This window comes from Mycobacterium sp. NPDC048908, from assembly GCF_043197955.1.
GTDB lineage: Bacteria > Actinomycetota > Actinomycetes > Mycobacteriales > Mycobacteriaceae > Mycobacterium.
Window position 1 is genome coordinate 25,161 of record NZ_JBICUE010000025.1, and the last position, 17,578, is coordinate 42,738.

General features: G+C 67.2%; 17 protein-coding genes. 6 read left to right on the plus strand and 11 right to left on the minus strand.

Going from position 1 to position 17,578, the window contains the following annotated elements; genetic code table 11:
- Positions 1 to 3 precede the first annotated feature (3 nt).
- Together ACGFK1_RS31825 and ACGFK1_RS31830 are read right to left on the minus strand one after the other, a co-directional pair.
- Positions 4 to 2,322 carry a CaiB/BaiF CoA transferase family protein gene (locus ACGFK1_RS31825; protein WP_393439428.1) on the minus strand — a complete coding sequence of 773 codons (2,319 nt, stop codon included), beginning with the start codon at positions 2,320 to 2,322 and terminating at the stop codon, positions 4 to 6.
- Positions 2,295 to 3,179 carry a TIGR03619 family F420-dependent LLM class oxidoreductase gene (locus tag ACGFK1_RS31830; RefSeq protein WP_393439431.1) on the minus strand — a complete coding sequence of 295 codons (885 nt, stop codon included), beginning with the start codon at positions 3,177 to 3,179 and terminating at the stop codon, positions 2,295 to 2,297. The genes ACGFK1_RS31825 and ACGFK1_RS31830 overlap by 28 nt, the downstream gene beginning before the upstream one ends.
- 85 nt (positions 3,180 to 3,264) lie before the next feature.
- Between ACGFK1_RS31830 and ACGFK1_RS31835 the strand changes: the two genes are divergently transcribed.
- Together ACGFK1_RS31835 and ACGFK1_RS31840 are read left to right on the plus strand one after the other, a co-directional pair.
- Positions 3,265 to 5,679 carry a phosphoketolase gene (locus ACGFK1_RS31835; RefSeq protein WP_393439434.1) on the plus strand — a complete coding sequence of 805 codons (2,415 nt, stop codon included), beginning with the start codon at positions 3,265 to 3,267 and terminating at the stop codon, positions 5,677 to 5,679.
- Positions 5,680 to 5,702: 23 nt separating this feature from the next.
- A complete protein-coding gene (locus ACGFK1_RS31840; protein WP_393439437.1) occupies positions 5,703 to 6,464 on the plus strand; it encodes a CPBP family intramembrane glutamic endopeptidase in 762 nt (253 codons plus the stop codon).
- Positions 6,465 to 6,467: 3 nt separating this feature from the next.
- On the opposite strand, the gene ACGFK1_RS31845 is transcribed toward ACGFK1_RS31840, so the two are convergent.
- Positions 6,468 to 7,052: a CGNR zinc finger domain-containing protein gene (locus ACGFK1_RS31845; protein WP_393439439.1), complete on the minus strand. Its 585-nt coding sequence runs from the start codon at positions 7,050 to 7,052 to the stop codon at positions 6,468 to 6,470.
- Between the two features lie 119 nt (positions 7,053 to 7,171).
- Between ACGFK1_RS31845 and ACGFK1_RS31850 the strand changes: the two genes are divergently transcribed.
- Entirely contained in the window at positions 7,172 to 7,651 is a 480-nt protein-coding gene (locus tag ACGFK1_RS31850; RefSeq protein WP_393439441.1) for a hypothetical protein, read from the plus strand.
- A 12-nt stretch (positions 7,652 to 7,663) separates the two neighbouring features.
- On the opposite strand, the gene ACGFK1_RS31855 is transcribed toward ACGFK1_RS31850, so the two are convergent.
- The 6 genes from ACGFK1_RS31855 to ACGFK1_RS31880 all read right to left on the minus strand — a co-directional run bounded on the left by ACGFK1_RS31855 (position 7,664) and on the right by ACGFK1_RS31880 (position 13,008).
- Positions 7,664 to 7,939, minus strand: coding sequence for a hypothetical protein (locus ACGFK1_RS31855; RefSeq protein ID WP_393439444.1), 276 nt, complete (start codon positions 7,937 to 7,939; stop codon positions 7,664 to 7,666).
- Between the two features lie 108 nt (positions 7,940 to 8,047).
- Positions 8,048 to 9,064, minus strand: a complete 1,017-nt coding sequence (locus ACGFK1_RS31860) for a zinc-binding alcohol dehydrogenase family protein (protein WP_393439447.1) — start codon at positions 9,062 to 9,064, stop codon at positions 8,048 to 8,050.
- 38 nt (positions 9,065 to 9,102) lie between these two features.
- Positions 9,103 to 9,405: a GlsB/YeaQ/YmgE family stress response membrane protein gene (locus tag ACGFK1_RS31865; protein ID WP_393439450.1), complete on the minus strand. Its 303-nt coding sequence runs from the start codon at positions 9,403 to 9,405 to the stop codon at positions 9,103 to 9,105.
- A gap of 513 nt (positions 9,406 to 9,918) precedes the next feature.
- On the minus strand, positions 9,919 to 10,941 hold the full coding sequence (locus ACGFK1_RS31870; protein WP_393439452.1) for an alanine and proline-rich secreted protein Apa: 1,023 nt from the start codon (positions 10,939 to 10,941) through the stop codon (positions 9,919 to 9,921).
- Between the two features lie 222 nt (positions 10,942 to 11,163).
- On the minus strand, positions 11,164 to 12,222 hold the full coding sequence (locus tag ACGFK1_RS31875; protein ID WP_393439455.1) for a sulfate/molybdate ABC transporter ATP-binding protein: 1,059 nt from the start codon (positions 12,220 to 12,222) through the stop codon (positions 11,164 to 11,166).
- A gap of 6 nt (positions 12,223 to 12,228) precedes the next feature.
- Entirely contained in the window at positions 12,229 to 13,008 is a 780-nt protein-coding gene (locus ACGFK1_RS31880) for an ABC transporter permease (protein WP_393439458.1), read from the minus strand.
- Positions 13,009 to 13,137: 129 nt separating this feature from the next.
- On the opposite strand from ACGFK1_RS31880, the gene ACGFK1_RS31885 reads away from it, so the two are divergent.
- The 3 genes from ACGFK1_RS31885 (at position 13,138) to ACGFK1_RS31895 (ending at position 16,291) form a co-directional block, all read left to right on the plus strand.
- Complete coding sequence (locus ACGFK1_RS31885; RefSeq protein WP_393439461.1) at positions 13,138 to 13,809, plus strand: SDR family oxidoreductase; 672 nt, start codon at positions 13,138 to 13,140, stop codon at positions 13,807 to 13,809.
- A gap of 68 nt (positions 13,810 to 13,877) precedes the next feature.
- The gene (locus ACGFK1_RS31890) at positions 13,878 to 14,807 is read left to right on the plus strand and encodes an LLM class F420-dependent oxidoreductase (RefSeq protein ID WP_393439464.1); all 930 of its coding nucleotides are present in this window, start codon (positions 13,878 to 13,880) and stop codon (positions 14,805 to 14,807) included.
- Between the two features lie 110 nt (positions 14,808 to 14,917).
- The gene (locus tag ACGFK1_RS31895; RefSeq protein WP_393439467.1) at positions 14,918 to 16,291 is read left to right on the plus strand and encodes an NAD(P)/FAD-dependent oxidoreductase; all 1,374 of its coding nucleotides are present in this window, start codon (positions 14,918 to 14,920) and stop codon (positions 16,289 to 16,291) included.
- On the opposite strand, the gene ACGFK1_RS31900 is transcribed toward ACGFK1_RS31895, so the two are convergent.
- Positions 16,288 to 16,914: an urease accessory protein UreD gene (locus ACGFK1_RS31900; protein ID WP_393439470.1), complete on the minus strand. Its 627-nt coding sequence runs from the start codon at positions 16,912 to 16,914 to the stop codon at positions 16,288 to 16,290. The two genes, ACGFK1_RS31895 and ACGFK1_RS31900, sit on opposite strands and share 4 nt — an antisense overlap.
- On the minus strand, positions 16,896 to 17,573 hold the full coding sequence (gene ureG, locus ACGFK1_RS31905) for an urease accessory protein UreG (protein ID WP_393439473.1): 678 nt from the start codon (positions 17,571 to 17,573) through the stop codon (positions 16,896 to 16,898). Before ureG ends, ACGFK1_RS31900 begins: the two co-directional genes overlap by 19 nt.
- Positions 17,574 to 17,578: the final 5 nt, after the last annotated feature.

A 17,578-nucleotide genomic window follows, 5' to 3' on the forward strand; every position in this document is an offset into this window, starting at 1 on the left:
GTCTCACCTGAGGGTCTGGAACAGGGCGCCCTCGTCGATCAGTCGATCGATCTCCTCGGCGTCCATGACCAGCAGCTTCTGGCAGATCTCGCGGGTGTGCTCGCCTGGCATCGGTGCGGGCCGAAGTTCCGCGGGCGGGATGCGCGTATACGGTGCCGGCCCCGTCTCGCTGGGCATCGGCGCGTCGAAGAGCGGATGCGTCATATCGCGGTAGAGGTTTCGGAATTCCACCTGCGGATCGGTCAGCACGTCGGCAGCGCGGTTCATCGGCGCGGCGGGCACACCTGCCGCCTGTAAAGCGTGCGCGACGTCCGATTTGTCGCGGGTACGTGTCCACTCGGACACCTCGGTGCCGCGCGTGACGGCGGCCAGCGCCGCGCGGTCGGCGTCGCCGCGCAACGAGATCACGCACCACTCGTCGTCGCCCGCGCATCGATACACCGCGTGCGCTGAGGGGTCGGGGGTCACCGGCAGCGGCGATGCGCCCTCGGCGACGAAGGTGGTGGCGAGCTGATTGACCGCAACCTCGGCCTGCGAAACATGAACGTGCGCACCGGTTCCGGTTCGCTCGCGGCCGATCAGCGCCGCCAGCGCGGCGGTCGCGGTGATTCTGGCCGATACGTGATCGGGGAAGACGGTGGTGGCGTCATAGAAGCTGCCCTGCGGGGCGTCCGGCGACGTCCACAGCCACGTCACCCCGGTGGTGGCCCGCACCAGCGGACCGTATCCCATCCGCTCGCTCCACGGGCCGCTGGCCCCGAACGCGCTGCTCTCCGCCAACACGATGCGCGGGTTGAGCTCGCGCAGGCGCTCATACGAAAAGCCAAGGGAAGAAAGGGTTCCCGGTTTGAAGTTGGCGAACACCGCATCGGCGTCAGCCACCAGCTTCCGGAACACCTCGGCCCCCGACGGATGCCGCAGATCCACACCGAGGCTGTACTCGTTGCGGTGGGTCAGCGCCCACGACCTGCTCATCACCTGGCCCGGCGGCGTCTGCCGCAGGCCGTCGGGATAGGCGGCGCTCTCGATCTTGATGACCTCGGCTCCGAGGTCGGCGAACAGCCGGCCCAGTTCCCCGCCCGCGACGATCACGCCGAGGTCGAGGATGCGTAACCCGTCAAACGGTCGCTCGGTGGCACCGTCTGCCACGGGAGCGGCGAAAGCTTCTGTGGCCCAAGCGGGTTGGTCAGCGCCAAGCGCAGCGGCAGGTGTGGTGTAGCCGGCGTGTGCACCGTCCACCACCACCGCGCCGACGGGTACCGACACGGCGGCGCCCGGTGCGAGTTCAACATCGGTCAGCGCTGCGACGGCGCGGAAATGCTCCGATGCCAACGCCTGCGCGGGGCGCAGCACCGCGGCGATCGGCACGCCGCGCCGCTGCCCTTCGGCCACCAGATCCGACATCGTCTGGGTGGCGAACAACGCGGCGATCGCCTCGTTGAGTTCCCGCGACGACGCATAGCGCGCCGCGATGGTGTCGAATTTCGGGTCGGCGAATTGCGCGGGTTCGCCGAGCCATCCGCGCATTCCTCGCCACTGCCGCGGCGACAGCAAGCAGATTCTCACGTACCCGTCGCGGCACGGGAAGATCGGGTAGATCTGCTGGTTGCGGGGCCGCCCACGCCACAGCTCGCTGGACTTCTTCATTCCGACGGCGGCCTGGCCCTCGGACCCGAACGGCGGATCGAGTGACTGCAGTACGCCCTCCAGGCGCGAGAAGTCGATGTATTCGCCTGTGCCACAACGTAATCGGCGATAATAAGCGGCCAGTGCAGCCCAGCAGGCCTGCATCGCCGCGGTTGCCGACGCGATGCCGAGCGGGGGCAGCACCGGGGTGCCAGAGGTCGGCCCGGTGCGCGACAACGCGGTCGACATGGCGTAGAACACCGCGTCCGTCGCCCGCCACGAGGCGTAGGGACCTGCTGTTCCGAAGTCGGTCATCGACAAGGCGACCAGATGGCTGAAGCGTCCGGCCAGTGCTGCACACGAGGTGCCGAATGCCGTCAGGCGATTGCCGCCGTCCACCACGATGTCGGCGGTGGCCGCCAGGTCGAGCAGACGGTCGCGGTCGCCGGCGTTGTCGGGGTCCAGCACGGCACTGCGCTTATTGGCGTTCTGCAGAGCGAATGACACGCTGGCGCCGCCGACGCTCGGCAGCCCACCGCGTGCCGGGCTTCCGGCTGGGGGTTCGATCTTCAACACATCCGCGCCGAGGTCGGCGAACATCCGCCCGACGGCGTCGGATTCGGCACCGCCGCAATCGAGCACCCGAAGCGCTGCGAGCAACCCGGCCCTCACCGCGCCAACAACCGTTCCACCCACTCCAGGTGAGCGTCGATCCCGGTGGCTACGTACATCAGGTCGACGAACGCATCGGGATAACCATTGTCAGACAACAGCGCAAGCACGTCGGCGACCTTATCGACCGGGGTGTGTGTTGCGACATTCACCCGCACATAGGTGTGGATGGCTGCCGGATCGCGGGCCGCCGCACGCGCGGCATCGTCGATGGTCTGTCGTTGCGCGTTGAGCGTCGTCACGATCAGGTCGGCGGTGAGGCCCGGCACCCCGACGACTGCCATCCAGCCATCGGCGCGTGCGCCGACGCGGCGGAGTCCTTGCCGCCGGAAGGCGCCCAGATAAATCGGCGGACGCGGCTGTTGCACCGGCTTCAACGCAACCCATGACTGCGGTATGGCCCAACGATCACCCGAGAATTCAACGGGATTCGTGGTCCACAGCGCTTCGAGGGCGTCCAGCACCTCGTCGAGTTGCTCGCCGCGCCGGCTGAACGGAGCACCGGCGGCCTGATACTCCTCCGGCGACCACCCGATGCCGAACCCGGGCAGCAGGCGCCCGCGGCTGACTACGTCGATGCTGGTCAGTTGCCGCGCCAGGTGCGCGGGCGGATACCACGGCGCAACCAACACACTGGCGCCTAGCTGCACCCGAGTGGTGGCGGCCGCGGCGACCGTGAGCGCCACGAACGGGTCCAGGCTGGTGCGGAACTGCCGGGGAAGCGTGTCGCTCCCGGCGTAGCCGACCGTCGGATGCACCGCGGTGAGCAACCGGTCGCCGACCCACAGGCTGTCCACTCCGAGTTGCTCGGCCGTGGTTGCGAAGCGCGCCAGACCGTCGCAGGCGGACTCACCGAATTGCGGCACCGCGAATCCCAGCACGCCCGCCAGGCTAGTGCGTAGGTTCCTGTGATTCGGGTACTAGGGCTCTACCTGTTGTTCACCTGCCGAGACGATGATGAGTCAGATGACCGCCCAGGCCTTGTCCCCCACGCTTTCCAACGCCGAACAGGAATTGATCAACGCCTATTGGCGCGCCGCCAACTACTTGTCGGTGGGTCAGATCTACCTCCTGGACAACCCTCTGCTGCGCGAGCCCCTTGCGCCTGAGCACATCAAGCCGCGGCTACTCGGACACTGGGGCACCACCCCCGGGCTGAACCTCGTCTACGCGCACCTCAACCGCATCATCCGGCACCGCGACCTCAACGTCATCTACATCACGGGGCCTGGTCACGGCGGACCCGGCTTGGTGGCCAACGCCTATCTGGAGGGCACCTACAGCGAGGTGTACTCGGGCATCGAGGAAGACGTCGAAGGCATGCGGAAGTTGTTCCGCCAGTTCTCTTTTCCCGGTGGGATCCCGAGCCATGTGGCAGCCGAGACACCAGGATCGATCCACGAGGGCGGAGAGTTGGGCTACGCGCTCGTGCATGCCTACGGTGCCGCGTTCGACAATCCGGATCTGGTGGTCGCCTGTGTGATCGGCGATGGCGAAGCCGAGACGGGGCCGCTGGCCGCAAGCTGGCACTCGAACAAATTCCTCAACCCGGTCACCGACGGCGCTGTGCTGCCGATCCTGCACCTCAACGGCTACAAGATCGCCAACCCGACGGTGCTGTCCCGCATTCCGCAGGAGGAACTCGAATCGCTGCTCTACGGCTACGGCTACCGGCCGATCACGGTCGCCGGTGACGATCCGGCCAATGTGCACCAACAGTTGGCCACCGCGTTGGATGAGGCATTCGACCAGATCGGCGCGATCCAGCAGGCGGCCCGGCTGGACGGTGAGAAGGGCAGGCCGCTGTGGCCGGTGATCGTCCTGCGTATCCCGAAGGGCTGGACGGGGCCGCGGGAGGTGGACGGCAAACAAGTGGAAGGCACCTGGCGGTCGCACCAGGTGCCGCTGTCCGAGACCCACACCAACCCCGAACACATGGCGCAGCTCGAGGAGTGGTTGCGCAGCTACCGGCCCGAGGAGTTGTTCGACGAGCACGGTGTGCTGCGCCGGGAGCTGCGTGCGCTCGCGCCGACGGGACAGCGCAGGATGAGCGCCAATCCGCACGTCAACGGCGGCCTGCTGCTACGCGATCTCGATCTCCCCGACTTCGCGAACTACGCTGTGCCGGTTGATGATCCAGCATCCCAGTCGGTCGAGGCCACGCGCGTGCTCGGCACCTTCCTGCGCGACGTGATCGCCCGCAACTCCGACCGGTTCCGGCTGATGGGTCCCGACGAGACCGCGTCGAATCGGCTCTCGGCGGTGTTCGAGTCCACCGACAAGGCGTGGCTGGCCGAGGTCGACGACAACGACGAGAACCTCGGGCCCGAGGGCCGCGTGATGGAGGTGCTCTCCGAACATCTGTGCCAGGGCTGGCTGGAGGGCTATCTGCTGACAGGCAGACACGGGTTGTTCAACTGCTACGAGGCGTTCGTGCACATCGTCGATTCCATGCTCAACCAGCACGCCAAATGGCTGACCCGCAACCGCGAGCTGAGCTGGCGGCGGCCCATCGCGTCGCTCAATTACCTTCTGACATCGCATGTTTGGCGTCAGGATCACAATGGGGCGTCGCATCAGGATCCCGGCTTCATCGACCACGTCGCGAACAAGCGGCCCGAGGTGGTGCGGGTGTATCTGCCGCCGGACGCCAACACGCTGCTCTCGGTGGCCGATCACTGTCTGCGCAGCCGCGACTACGTCAACGTGATCGTCGCCGGTAAGCAGCCCGCGCTGACGTACCTGGACATGGAGTCCGCGATCGCGCATTGCACCCGCGGTCTTGGGATCTGGGACTGGGCGGGCAGCGCCACCGGGGAGCCCGACGTGGTGCTGGCCTGCGCCGGCGACATCCCGACGCTGGAGACGGTGGCCGCCGCGGACATCCTCCGCCGTGAGCTGCCCCAGCTGGCGGTGCGGGTGATCAACGTCGTCGACATCATGCGGCTGCAACCGGAGTCCGAGCACCCGCACGGGCTGTCGGACCACGAGTTCGACGCCTTGTTCACCACCGACAAGCCGGTGATCTTCGCCTACCACGGCTATCCGTGGCTGATCCACCGGTTGACCTACAGCCGGACCAATCACGGGCAACTGCACGTGCGGGGGTTCAAGGAGCGCGGCACCACGACCACGCCGTTCGACATGGTGATGCTCAACGACTTGGACCGATTCCACCTGGTGATCGACGTCATCGACCGGGTGCCCGGGCTCGCCAACCGGGCAGCGGTGCTGCGCCAGCGAATGCTCGACGCCCGGCTCTCCGCGCGTCGCTACACCCGCGAGCACGGCGAAGACGACCCCGCGATCTCCGGCTGGACGTGGGACTCCGGCTACCGGTCGATGTCGTTGTCACAGGACACGCTCAGCGAGAGCAACTGAATCCGCCGGTAAACTGGCCTGCAATGTCCGAGCACGCGCTGTCCCCCCATCCCCATCCCGTCGTGGGGCAACTGGCGGCGCTGCACTACTTCCGCACCTACGTCGACATCGGCGTTGTCGTGGTGGTGTTGGCGTTGACGAACGTGATCGCCCACTTCACCACGCCGTGGGCCAGCATCGCGACGGTGCCCGCCGCAGCGGTCGGCCTTCTGATCCTGGTTCGATCCCGGGGGCTCGGTTGGGCGGAGTTGGGGCTGAGTCGCGAGCACTGGAAAGCCGGCGCGGGCTACGCCCTCGCGGCCGTGGCGGTGGTGCTGACGGTGATCGCGATCGGCATGCTGCTGCCATGGACCCGGCCGATGTTCTTGAACAACAACTACGCGACGGTGTCCGGCGCGCTGATCGCGTCGATGCTCATCATCCCGTTGCAGACCGTCATCCCTGAAGAGCTGGCGTTTCGGGGCGTGCTGCACGGCGCACTGAACCGCGCGTGGGGTTTCCGCGGTGTCGCCGCGGCGGGTTCACTGTTGTTCGGCCTGTGGCATATCGCCACCTCGCTCGGGTTGACCAGCAGCAACGTCGGCTTCACCCGGTTGTTCGGCGGCGGCCTGCTCGGCACGGTGGCAGGCGTGGTGATGGCGGTGGCCGCGACGGCGGTCGCGGGCTTCGTGTTCACCTGGCTGCGCAAGCGCAGCGGCAGCTTGATCGCGCCCATCGCGCTGCACTGGTCGTTGAACGGGCTCGGCGCGCTGGCCGCGGCGCTGGTGTGGCACCTGTCGACGTAGCTCTCAGTGCGACCTGCTTCGCGCGCGGAAGGCGCGGTTCTTCAATTTGTTGCCGCACGCCGCCATATCGCACCAGGTGCCGCCGTGGTTGCGGGCCCGGTCGTAGAACGCCCACCTGCACTCGTCGTTCGCGCATGCCTTGAGGCGGGCCCAGGTGCCGTCGCGCTGGGCGTCGCGAATGATCAGAAGCACGTTGACCAGTCGATCGTTCAACGAATCGCCGAATGCGGTCAGCCGGATGTGGCCGTCGTCGCCGAGATCGGCACGGGCGGTGCCCGTTTCGGCAACCGAGCGCAGCACACTCAGCGAGGTTTTATTCGGTGGCGGTCCGCCGGCGTTGTACACCAACATGGCACGTAGCGCCTCGCGGACCGAGCGGAGAGTTTCCAGATCGGCCACGGCAAGCTCGGCGTGTGCCGCCAGCAGGCGGTGATCGATCAACCACGGCCGCGCGTCGGCTGGATCCGCGAGCCGGTCCGCCCCTTCGGGCAGTTCGAGCGTGTTGATCAGCGACTGGACCAACACCAGCGGCTCCGGCGCGGGTTTTGTCTCGTCGTCGCCGAGCCATTGCTTGGGCCCAGGAGTCATATGGGGAGATTACGCTCACATGACCAGTAAATCAATTTGACTGGTCATGAATGACCGGTATAGGGTGTTTGATAGTCACGGAGTTTTACCGGCCACGGAACGGTTAGAGGTAGATGAGGATGTCGAACAACAGGATTTCGCCGGATCTCCTGTCCACCACGAATGACGCGCTGCGGTGCAGCGCTGGACGGCGACCGTCACTCGTCGCCCGGGTGACCGCTCGGTTGTACGCGGACAAGTTCGACCATCAGCTTGCCGTCGGGGTCGTCCCCGAGCCGGGCAGCGCGCTCGCGGCCCATCAGGGACGGCTGACCTCGGTGGAGGAACGCCATGCGATCGCACGATCGCTGCGACAGGCCGTTTGCGATGCTCGCTCGGGCGCGGTGTTCTCGTCCCGGATTCCGTTGCATTCCAGGAACATCTCGGCCGCTGAGGAGCTGATCGACGCGATCACCTTGCGGTTGCACTCGCCCAAGCCGGTCAGCGCACGGGGAATGGCGCGGTTGCGCCGGGTGCTCTCGGACGGCACCGGACCCTTCTACTGGTACGGCAAGGGCGATTTGGCAGGCCGGCTCGGCGCTGCGCTGGCGGCGCTTTAGATCAGCGTCGGCTCAGATTCCGGCACACAACGACACGAATGGAATCGGCGCGCAGATGCCTACTGAGAAGTACGGCGTCAGGTCACCATTCCATGCAGGCGCGGGTGGTGGCGGCGGAGGCGGTGGCGGAAGCGGTGCGGCCACGCAACTGTTCGAGGGCCCGTCATACACAGTCCCCCAGCCGCATTCGGCCGCCGCGGCTCTGCCCGGCATCACCAACGTCAATGATGCGAGTGGCACCAGAAGTGCCGCGCCGATTGTCAGATGAAGAATTTTCCCCTGCATCATCCGGCCTCCCTCGGACATCCCGACCTCGGCTTGGTCAGGATCATATGACCTGGACAAGATCGTTTCCAGAAAATTGGCGGGGCCGAAAACTGCCGAGGGAAGGCCGTTCTAGACCAGTAACACTGCCGCCCCTGCGATGCGGCCCCCGCTGAGATCCGACAGTGCGTGGGAGGCACGCCCGAGCGGGTACTCCGGGGTGGTCACCTCGATGTGATGCTGACCGGCGAACGCCAAGAATTCGCGGGCATCCTCGCGGGTGTTGGATGTCACCGACCGCACCTGGCGCTCCTGAAAAAGGTGGTGTTCATAGTTCATGGTCGGGATGTCGCTCAGGTAGATGCCAGCGATCGCGAGCGTGCCGCCGCGGTCTAGTGCCTCTAGTGCAGGCAGCACCAGATCCCCGACCGGCGCGAACAGGATCGCGGCATCCAGAGGCACGGGTGGCCGATCCGCAGCACCCTGCGCGGACGCCGCTCCCAGCGACAGCGCCAATTCGCGGGCACGCTCCCCTCGGGTCATCACGTGCACCTCCGCGCCCTGAGCGAGAGCCACCTGCGCGGTGAGATGGGCGCTGCCGCCGAATCCGTAGATGCCCAGCCTGCCGCCCGCGGGCAGGTCCGCCCGCAGAAGCGAGCGGTAGCCGATGATGCCCGCACACAACAGCGGGGCGAGTTCGGTGTCGGAGTAGCCGGACGGCAGGTGGTACGCGAAAGTCGCTGGGACGGTGGCGAATTCGGCATACCCGCCGTCGGCGTCCCAACCGGTGTAACGGGATTGCGGGCAGAGGTTCTCCTGACCGCGCAGGCAGAACTTGCAGTGCCCGCACGTGTGTCGCAGCCATGCGATGCCGACACGGTCGCCGATCGAGAACTCCTCGCCCATGTCGGGGCCTACCCCCGCGACCTCCCCGACCACCTCGTGTCCGGGTATCACGTGAGGGCGGTGCACGGGCAGGTCGCCCTCGGTGACGTGCAGGTCGGTGCGGCACACGCCACAGGTGTGTACGGCGACGAGCAGCTCGCCCGGACCAGGCCGCGGCACCTCGACGGTGACGCGGTCCAGCGGACTGGTGGAAATCGGGCCCGGGCTTCGGACCCGCCACGCACTCATGGTTGGGGCGGCCATGCCCCCATGGTGCTCGCCCGTCGAGAGTTATGCGCCCGCTATGTCTTTCGCTGCACCATCCCGACGATCCACAGCAGGATCACGGAGCCGAGGATTGCGGTGAACAGCGTGAACCACCAGCCGCCACCGGCCGTGTTCAGGAAGAAGCTGAGCAGGAAGCCGCCGATCAGTGCACCGATGATACCGATGACGATGTTCATCAGGATGCCGGAACCGCTGCCTTTGACGATTTTTCCGGCGATCCATCCCGCGATCGCGCCGATGATGATGTAGCCGATCCAGCCGACGCTTGTCAGCGTGGTGGAGCGGGCGAGAAATTCGGTTGCCGCTAGCACGTCCATCGCAACTCTCCTGCCTGTCACCGGCCGTGGCCAGTGGGCCGCTGGGCCACATCTGTAGGTGTACCGGACGCAAGTAACGATTCGAGGCGCGAATTGGCCACGAACGTCAATTACGCCTCTACGCCCAGAGCGAAAAAGCCGCCGTTCCAAACCGGTCATGGAGTCATCGCCTGGGTATAACGGGTCAGGGACGGGGTTCCGGCGCGCGCGCCGGTACAGCTCAACAAGGGGTGAACAATGAAAGCACTTGTCGCACTGGCGGTCAGCGGACTGGTAGCAAGCGGCATCGCCCTGGCCGCGCCCGCCAACGCCGGGTGTCAGAGCGGTTGGACGCCGTGAGGCGGCGGGGAGATCTGCCACGGACCCATCGCACCTGACGGCACCTTCCAGCGCTGCCAGAGTGTTGGCGTCGTCGGATTCGGCGGGAGTGTTCCCTGCGTCATCCTCAACGTCAACAATCTGAACGGCCAGCCGCCGTGGGTCGGCCCCTAGGAGCCGACCCAGCGCGAGCCGTCAGCCCGGCGGCAACATCCCGGGAGCCGTGTTCGGGTCGACCTGAACGGGCACCCCGACGTTCGGGTTCTGGCCCGGCGCCGGTGCGGTCAATCCGCCCGCGGGTGGCGGCGGCGCGTTCGGGTCCGGCGGGGGCGGGGCCGGCGGCGTGTAGGGCCGAATCGACTGAGCCAGCGTGACCGCCTCGGGTTTGGGCACCGGGTTGTTGGCAGTGCCCAACCACACGACGAACCAGCGTTCGGGCGCGCGTTGGCCGCGCGGCGTGCCTGGCGTGGTGGGCGCACCGACCACACCAGCCCAGATCTGACCGGTCGGCTTGTTGGTGTCGGTGAACTTCACCTCGTAGTAGGAAGCGACGCCGTCCATGCCGCCCGCATTGAGCGGCACGGTCTGCTGGTTGACGCGGGTGCCGGGGAACGGCATGAAGAACTCACCCATGTCCGACGCAAGCCGCTGCGCCGCTTTGGTGTTGTCGGTTTCCGCGCCCGCGAACAACTTCAGGTCGAGCCTGCCGAGCAGCACGCTGGTGTCGCTCGGCGGCTGGGCCGGTTGCCCGTTGGGTTGGGTGGCCTCCGCGGGGATCTTGTTCAGCAGCGCCTGCCCGTAGGACAACTGGGTGGCGTCCGCGACCTTCCAGCCCGCAGGTACGACGTAGCTGAAGCCGCCCGCGGCGTTGTCAACCCGACCCGGTTCCGCGGCGGGCGCGGCCGCAGGTGCGGGCGGGGCGTTCGGGTCCGCAGGCGGAGGCGGCGCCGCGTTCGGGTCCGGGGGCGGTGCCGGCGGCGCGTTGGGATCCGCAGGCGGAGGCGGTGGCGCGTTGGGATCCGCAGGGGGTGGCGGCGCGGGTGCACCCGGAGGCGGCGGACCGTTGAGGAACGTGTTGCCCGCGGGGGGTGGCGGAGGTGGCGGCGTCGGGTCGGCGCTGGCCACCGAAGGCAGTGTCAGCACCACCACCGAGGCGCCGGTGAGCGCCGCGATCGCCAGTGTCTTCGGGAGGCCTTTGCGGTGTTCCGGCTCAAGCATGTGGAAGAAACTACCGTGTTACGGCCGTGACGCAAGTGCGTGTTGCTCAAAAAGTGTTCAGCTGAAAGATTGCTGTATATCAAAAAGTTACTGACAAACGGCTTTTGGCGGGATTGCTGGCATGGCGAGGCCCCCGCGCGTCGCGCGGGCGGTTGAACCCACTTGCGCCCCCGTATTTGTGGCCGATTCGCAACCTTTATTTCGGGCGGGCGGACGACGTCGTTACGCGCTCGGATGCACCGCGACTTCTTGGGCCTTCACGGACAAGTACACGCGATCGCCGGGCACCAGGCGCAGTTCGGCGGCGGATTCGGCGGTGATGTCGGCGGCCAGCCCCGGTGCGCCGTCCGGCTGTTCGTCCGCGCGCACCCGGATCACCGCGCCGCGGCTGTCGAGTTCGGCGACCGTCACCTCGACCGTATTGCGGGGACTCCCGTGCGGCTTGTCGCGGTAGACCGCGACGGCGGCGGGATTGAAAAGCGCGACGACCGGCTCGCCCGGCGCCACGTCGGGCGCCGGGTTGCCGTGCCATACCGTCCCCCACCGCGTGGTCAGCGCCCCGTCCGCGTCCGCTGTGCCCCCGACCAGGTTCACCCCCGCGAACCGCGCACCGAAGCGACTGCGAGGAGTCGTCAAAACCATTGCAGCCGTGCCGGATTCGACGACTCGGCCATTCTCGAGCACCACCACCCGGTCGGCGAGGGTGAGCACGTCGAGCAGGTCGTGGGTGATCATCACCGCGCTGCGGCCGTCGCGGGCCAGCACCCGGCGCAGCACTTTTCGCATCGCGGTGGCCGCGCCGACGTCAAGACCGGTCAGGGGTTCGTCGAGCAACAGCACATCCGGCTCCGCGGCAAGGGCCCTGGCCAGCGCCACCCGCTGGGCCTGCCCGCCGGACAGGTGCCGGGGCAGCCGGTCAGCGAGTTCTGCCGCATCGACCTCGGTGAGCCAGCGGGCCGCCGCAGCACGCGAACTGCGCGGGGCGAACGCCACGTTGCGGGTGACGCTCAAATGCGGGAACAACAGCGGGTCCTGCAGCAGCAGCCCGACCCGCCGATCGTGGGTCGCGACGTGAAGGCCCGCAGCGGTGTCTGTCAGGGTCCGTTGTCCGACACGCACTACTCCCCGATCAGGCCGCACCAGACCCGCGATCACGTGCAGCGCCGTCGACTTTCCTGCGCCGTTGGGGCCGAGCACGGCCAGCACCTCACCTGCCGCGGCATTCAATTCGAGGTCGACGTCGCGACTGTCGACGACCGCCCGCAGTTGCACGCCGGTCATTTCGGGTCACCAGGCATTGGTGCTCCGCAGCCGACGGCTGCCCAACCCGACGACCACGACTGCTGCCACCGCGACAAGAAGCAGCGACAACGCGACCGCGGCGTCGGCGTCGCTTTCGCGTTGCAGATAGATCTCCAGTGGCAACGTTCGGGTGACGCCCTGACGGGATCCGGCGAACGTCAGCGTCGCGCCGAACTCCCCCAACGAGCGCGCGAACGCCAGCACCGCACCGGAGATCAGCCCCGGCGCCAACAGTGGCAGCGACACGCGCCACCACACCGCCGTGGGCCTGGCGCCGAGCGTGGCGGCGACCACTTCGTAGTCGGCGCCCGCGGTGCGGGCCGCACCTTCGAGCGCAATGACGAGGAACGGCAGCGAGACGAATGTCTGCGCCAGCACGACCGCCGTCGTGGTGAACGCGATCTCGACGCCCGCGGCGTCGAGATATCCGCCGATAAAGCCGAGTCGGCCGAACGCGTACAGCAGTGCGATGCCCCCGACCACGGGCGGCAAGACCAGCGGCAACAGAATCACCGGACGAGCGATCCGGACCAGGCGGGCATCGCTGCGGGCCAACACCAGCGCCATCGGAACGCCGAGCAGCAGGCACAGCGCGGTACTCGCCGCCGCGGTCTTCAGGCTCAGCATCAACGCGGTGGTCGACGACTGGCTGCTGATCAGTGTCCAGAAGTGTGGCCAGTCGACCTTGACCGCCACCGCGACCAGCGGCAGGACGACGAACAGCGCTCCGATGGCCGCAGGCAGGTAGATCCAGCGGGGCAGCACAAATCACGACCCTATGGCACAGACACCGAAGTGTTGTCGTGTCGATTTCCACCGTCTAGCTACTGTCCAGTAACATGACCCGGGTACTCGCTGGGGTTCAGCGTTGAACGAAGGCAGGAGGTCCTTGTGATGGAGGTGCTGGTCACCGGCGGCGATACGGATCTGGGCCGCACAGTCGCCGAGAGCTTCAGCGACGCGGGACACCGAGTCGTGATCGCAGGTGCGCGCCGCGACGATCTCGAGGTCGCTGCCAAGGAACTCGACGTCGACGCGATCGTGTTCGACAACACCGACCCGGCCAGTCTCGAAGAGGCGCGTAGCCAATTCCCGCACCATCTGGACACCATCGTCAATGTGCCCGCGCCCCGCTGGGACCCGGGCGATCCGCGCACCTATTCGCTGACCGACCTGGCCGCGGCCTGGCGCAACGCGCTCGACTCGACGGCGCTCTCCGCGGTGTTGACCGTGCAGATCCTCGGCGATCATCTGCGCTCCGGCGGGTCGATCGTCAACGTCATTCCCGAGCAGCCTCGCGAGGGCAGCGCCGAGTCTGCGGTGAAGGCCGCGATCGCCGACTGGACCGCCGGGCAGGCGACGCACTTCGGCACCCGCGGCATCACGGTCAACGCGGTGGCCTCTGGTCGCAATGCCGAACCCGGCTACGACGGCCTATCGCGTACACCCGCTCCGGTGGCCGCCGAGATCGCGCGCCTGGCCTTGTTTTTGACCACGCCCGCCGCCCGGCACATCACCGGACAGACGTTGCACGTCAGCCACGGAGCGCTCGCAAACTTCGGCTGAAATATTCCCGCGTTCGCGGGGAGCTAAACGGGGTGACCGCCCCGCTTAACTGTGGTTACGTGAGCCCCGTGACCATCAAACTCGGACTCCAGATCCCCAACTTCAGTTACGGCACCGGCGTCGAGGCGCTCTTCCCGACCGTGATCGCGCAGGCGCAGGAAGCCGATGCGGCAGGCTTCGACTCGGTCTTCGTCATGGACCACTTCTATCAGCTGCCCGGCCTCGGCACCCCGGACCAGCCGATGCTCGAGGCGTACACCGCGCTCGGCGGGCTCGCGACCGCGACCGAGAACGTGCAGCTCGGCACGCTGGTGACCGGCAACAGCTACCGCAATCCGACGCTGCTGGCCAAGGAGATCACCACGCTCGACGTGATGAGCCAGGGCCGTGCCGTGCTCGGCATCGGCACCGGCTGGTTCGAACTCGAACACGACCAGCTCGGCTACGAGTTCGGCACCTTCACCGACCGCTTCAACAAGCTCGACGAGGCGCTGCAGATCATCCTGCCGATGCTGCGCGGCGAGCGGCCCACCTTCGAGGGCAAGTACTACCGGGCCAAGGAGGCGATGGCCAACCCTCGGTTCCGCGACCACATCCCGCTGATGATCGGCGGCAGCGGCGAGAAGAAGACAATTCCGTTGGCCGCCAAATACTTTGACCACCTCAACATCATCGCCGGCTTCGATGAGCTGCCCCGCAAGGTGGCGGTGGTCAAGCAGCGCTGCGAGGAGATCGACCGTGACCCGGCGACGCTGGAGACCAGCGTGCTGGTCATCGCGATAATCGACGAGAACTTCAGCCCCGACCAGGTGCCCGAGGACTTCCGGCAGCAGGCCGTGGTCGGTGGCCCCGAGCAGGTAGCCGACCAGGTCAGGGAGAAGGTGCTCGACGCCGGTGTCGACGGTGTCATCCTCAGCCCGGTCACCAGCATCAACGGCTACCAGCCCGGGAACATCACCGCGGTGGCCGAGAAGTTGAAGCCGATGCTCGCCGGATAGCCGGCGTTTAAACGCGTGTCGGCGTGGCAAATCTCACCGCGCTGCGGGGATTCCGGGCGACTACCGTAGTGTCTGTATAACTGCACGTGTAGTCCGTCGAGGAGCCCAAAATGAGCCATCCCGGAGCCACTGCAACTGACCGCCACAAGGTGGTGATCATCGGTTCGGGTTTCGGCGGTTTGAACGCCGCGAAGGCACTCAAGCATGCCGACGTTGACATCAAGATGATCGCGCGGACCACGCATCATCTGTTCCAGCCGCTGCTGTACCAGGTGGCCACCGGCATCATCTCGTCGGGCGAGATTGCCCCGCCGACACGCATCATCCTGCGCAGGCAGAAGAACGTGCAGGTGTTGTTGGGCAACGTGACACGCATCGACCTCGCCAGCAAGACGGTCAAGTCGGAGTTGCTCGGCCACACCTACGTCACGCCGTACGACAGCCTGGTCATCGCGGCGGGCGCAGGCCAGTCCTACTTCGGCAACGATCACTTCGCCGAATGGGCGCCGGGCATGAAGACGGTCGACGATGCACTCGAGTTGCGTGGCCGCATCCTCGGCGCGTTCGAACAGGCCGAGCGCTCAAGTGATCCCGCGCGCCGCGAGAAGCTGTTGACGTTTACGGTGGTGGGCGCCGGGCCCACGGGTGTCGAGATGGCCGGGCAGATCGCCGAACTGGCCGACCACACGCTCAAAGGTGCGTTCCGCCATATCGATTCGACACAGGCCAAGGTGATCCTGCTGGACGCGGCACCCGCGGTGCTGCCGCCGATGGGCGAGAAGCTCGGCAAGAAGGCACAGGCCCGACTGGAGAAGATGGGCGTCGAGATCCAACTCGGCGCGATGGTCACCGACGTGGACCGCAACGGCATCACGGTCAAGGATTCCGACGGCACCATCCGGCGTATCGAGTCGGCGACCAAGGTGTGGTCGGCCGGTGTGTCGGCCAGCCCGCTCGGCCGCGACCTCGCCGAACAGTCCGATGTGGAGCTGGACCGGGCGGGCCGGGTCAAGGTGCTGCCGGATCTGACGATCCCCGGCCACCCGAATGTCTTCGTGGTCGGCGACATGGCGGCCGTCGAAGGCGTGCCCGGCATGGCGCAGGGCGCCATCCAGGGGGCCAAGTACGCGGCCAAGGCGATCAAGGCCGAACTGCGGGGCGCCGACCCCGCCCAGCGTGAGCCGTTCCAGTATTTCGACAAGGGCTCGATGGCGACGGTGTCGCGGTTCTCCGCGGTCGCCAAGGTCGGGCCCGTCGAATTCGGCGGCTTCATCGCCTGGCTGGCCTGGCTGGTGCTGCACTTGGTGTACCTCGTCGGCTTCAAGACGAAGATCACCACGCTGCTGTCGTGGACGGTCACGTTCCTGTCCACTGCTCGCGGCAACCTCACCATCACCGAGCAGCAGGCGTACGCGCGCACCAGGATCGAAGAGCTTCAGGAAATCGCGGCCGGGGTGCAGGACGGCGAACGGGCGGCGAGCTAGAGCCGCTCGCCCTGCCAGGTCGAAAGGCAGCCGCCGCCAGCCATTGCCAGCGCGATGCCTGCGGTGGGTACGTCGTTGTCGGGATAGTGCAACTCGCTGATGCATGCCATCGGGGTGCCGAGTGCGTCGTCGGCCACGCCTTTCCTGCCCAGTTCGATGCGGTGCCGCAGCAGCGGTGAGCCGTTGACGTCGGCGCGCAGTGAACCCGACCAAAACCCTTGGCGCTCATCGGTTCTGCCGATCTGGATGCGTTCGCGCAGCCGGATTCGACCTGCAGGGACCAATTTGACTCGGGTGGACGTGAAGTGCCGCGAGTCGGCGGCCACGACGGTCGGCTGCGGATCGACGTCGAGGTCGCCCGCCACCTCCAGCGTCCAGATCGCGTGCGACTCCCGCGTCGCGGCTCCAGGAAGCGTCACCGTCGCCGCTGCGGTGCGCACCCGCAGTCGTGCGCCTGCCTCCACCACCACGTGGACGTGGACCGCGTCCCCGCCGAGCGGGGTGGCGGCCGCCGACACCAGGTGCACGGTGTCGGGTTCGGTGCGGCGACCCGCGACCGCTCCCCCGCATTCGATGCGCGGATGCCGACCGGGCGCGGCGACGATCAGGACGTGGGAACGCACAGCTGTTCCCGCACCCAGACCAGCACCGCGGACGCCGAGGGATCCTCGGTCAGCGAGATCAGCGCCGTCGGGCTGTCCCCGCGCACCTTGGCGGCATCGCGACGCATCACCTCGAGATCGGCGCCCACCAGCGGTGCGAGGTCGGTTTTGTTGACCACCAACAGATCTGAATACGTGACGCCCGGCCCGCCTTTGCGCGGCACCTTGTCACCGCCCGCGACATCGATGACAAAGACCTGCACGTCGACAAGCCCCGACGAGAACGTCGCCGTCAGGTTGTCGCCGCCTGACTCGACGAGAATGAGGTCGAGGCGGTCGTTGCGCGCAATCAGGTCTTCGACCGCGTTCAGGTTCGCGGTGATGTCGTCACGGATCGCGGTATGCGGGCAACCGCCGGTCTGCACCGCGGCGATGCGTTCGTCCGGCAGCACGGCGTGGCGGCGGAGGAAGTCGGCGTCCTCGGTGGTGTAGATGTCGTTGGTCAGCACGGCAAGCGACAACTCGTCGCGCAACTGCCTGCACAACGCGGCGACCAGTGCGGTCTTGCCGGAGCCGACAGGGCCGCCGACGCCAATGCGCAGCGGCTCTCCCGGTTCCCGTCGGCGTCGCGGCCGCTGGGTGTGTGCATGGGTGTCGCCGTCGAGGTAATGCGGTGGCATGACGA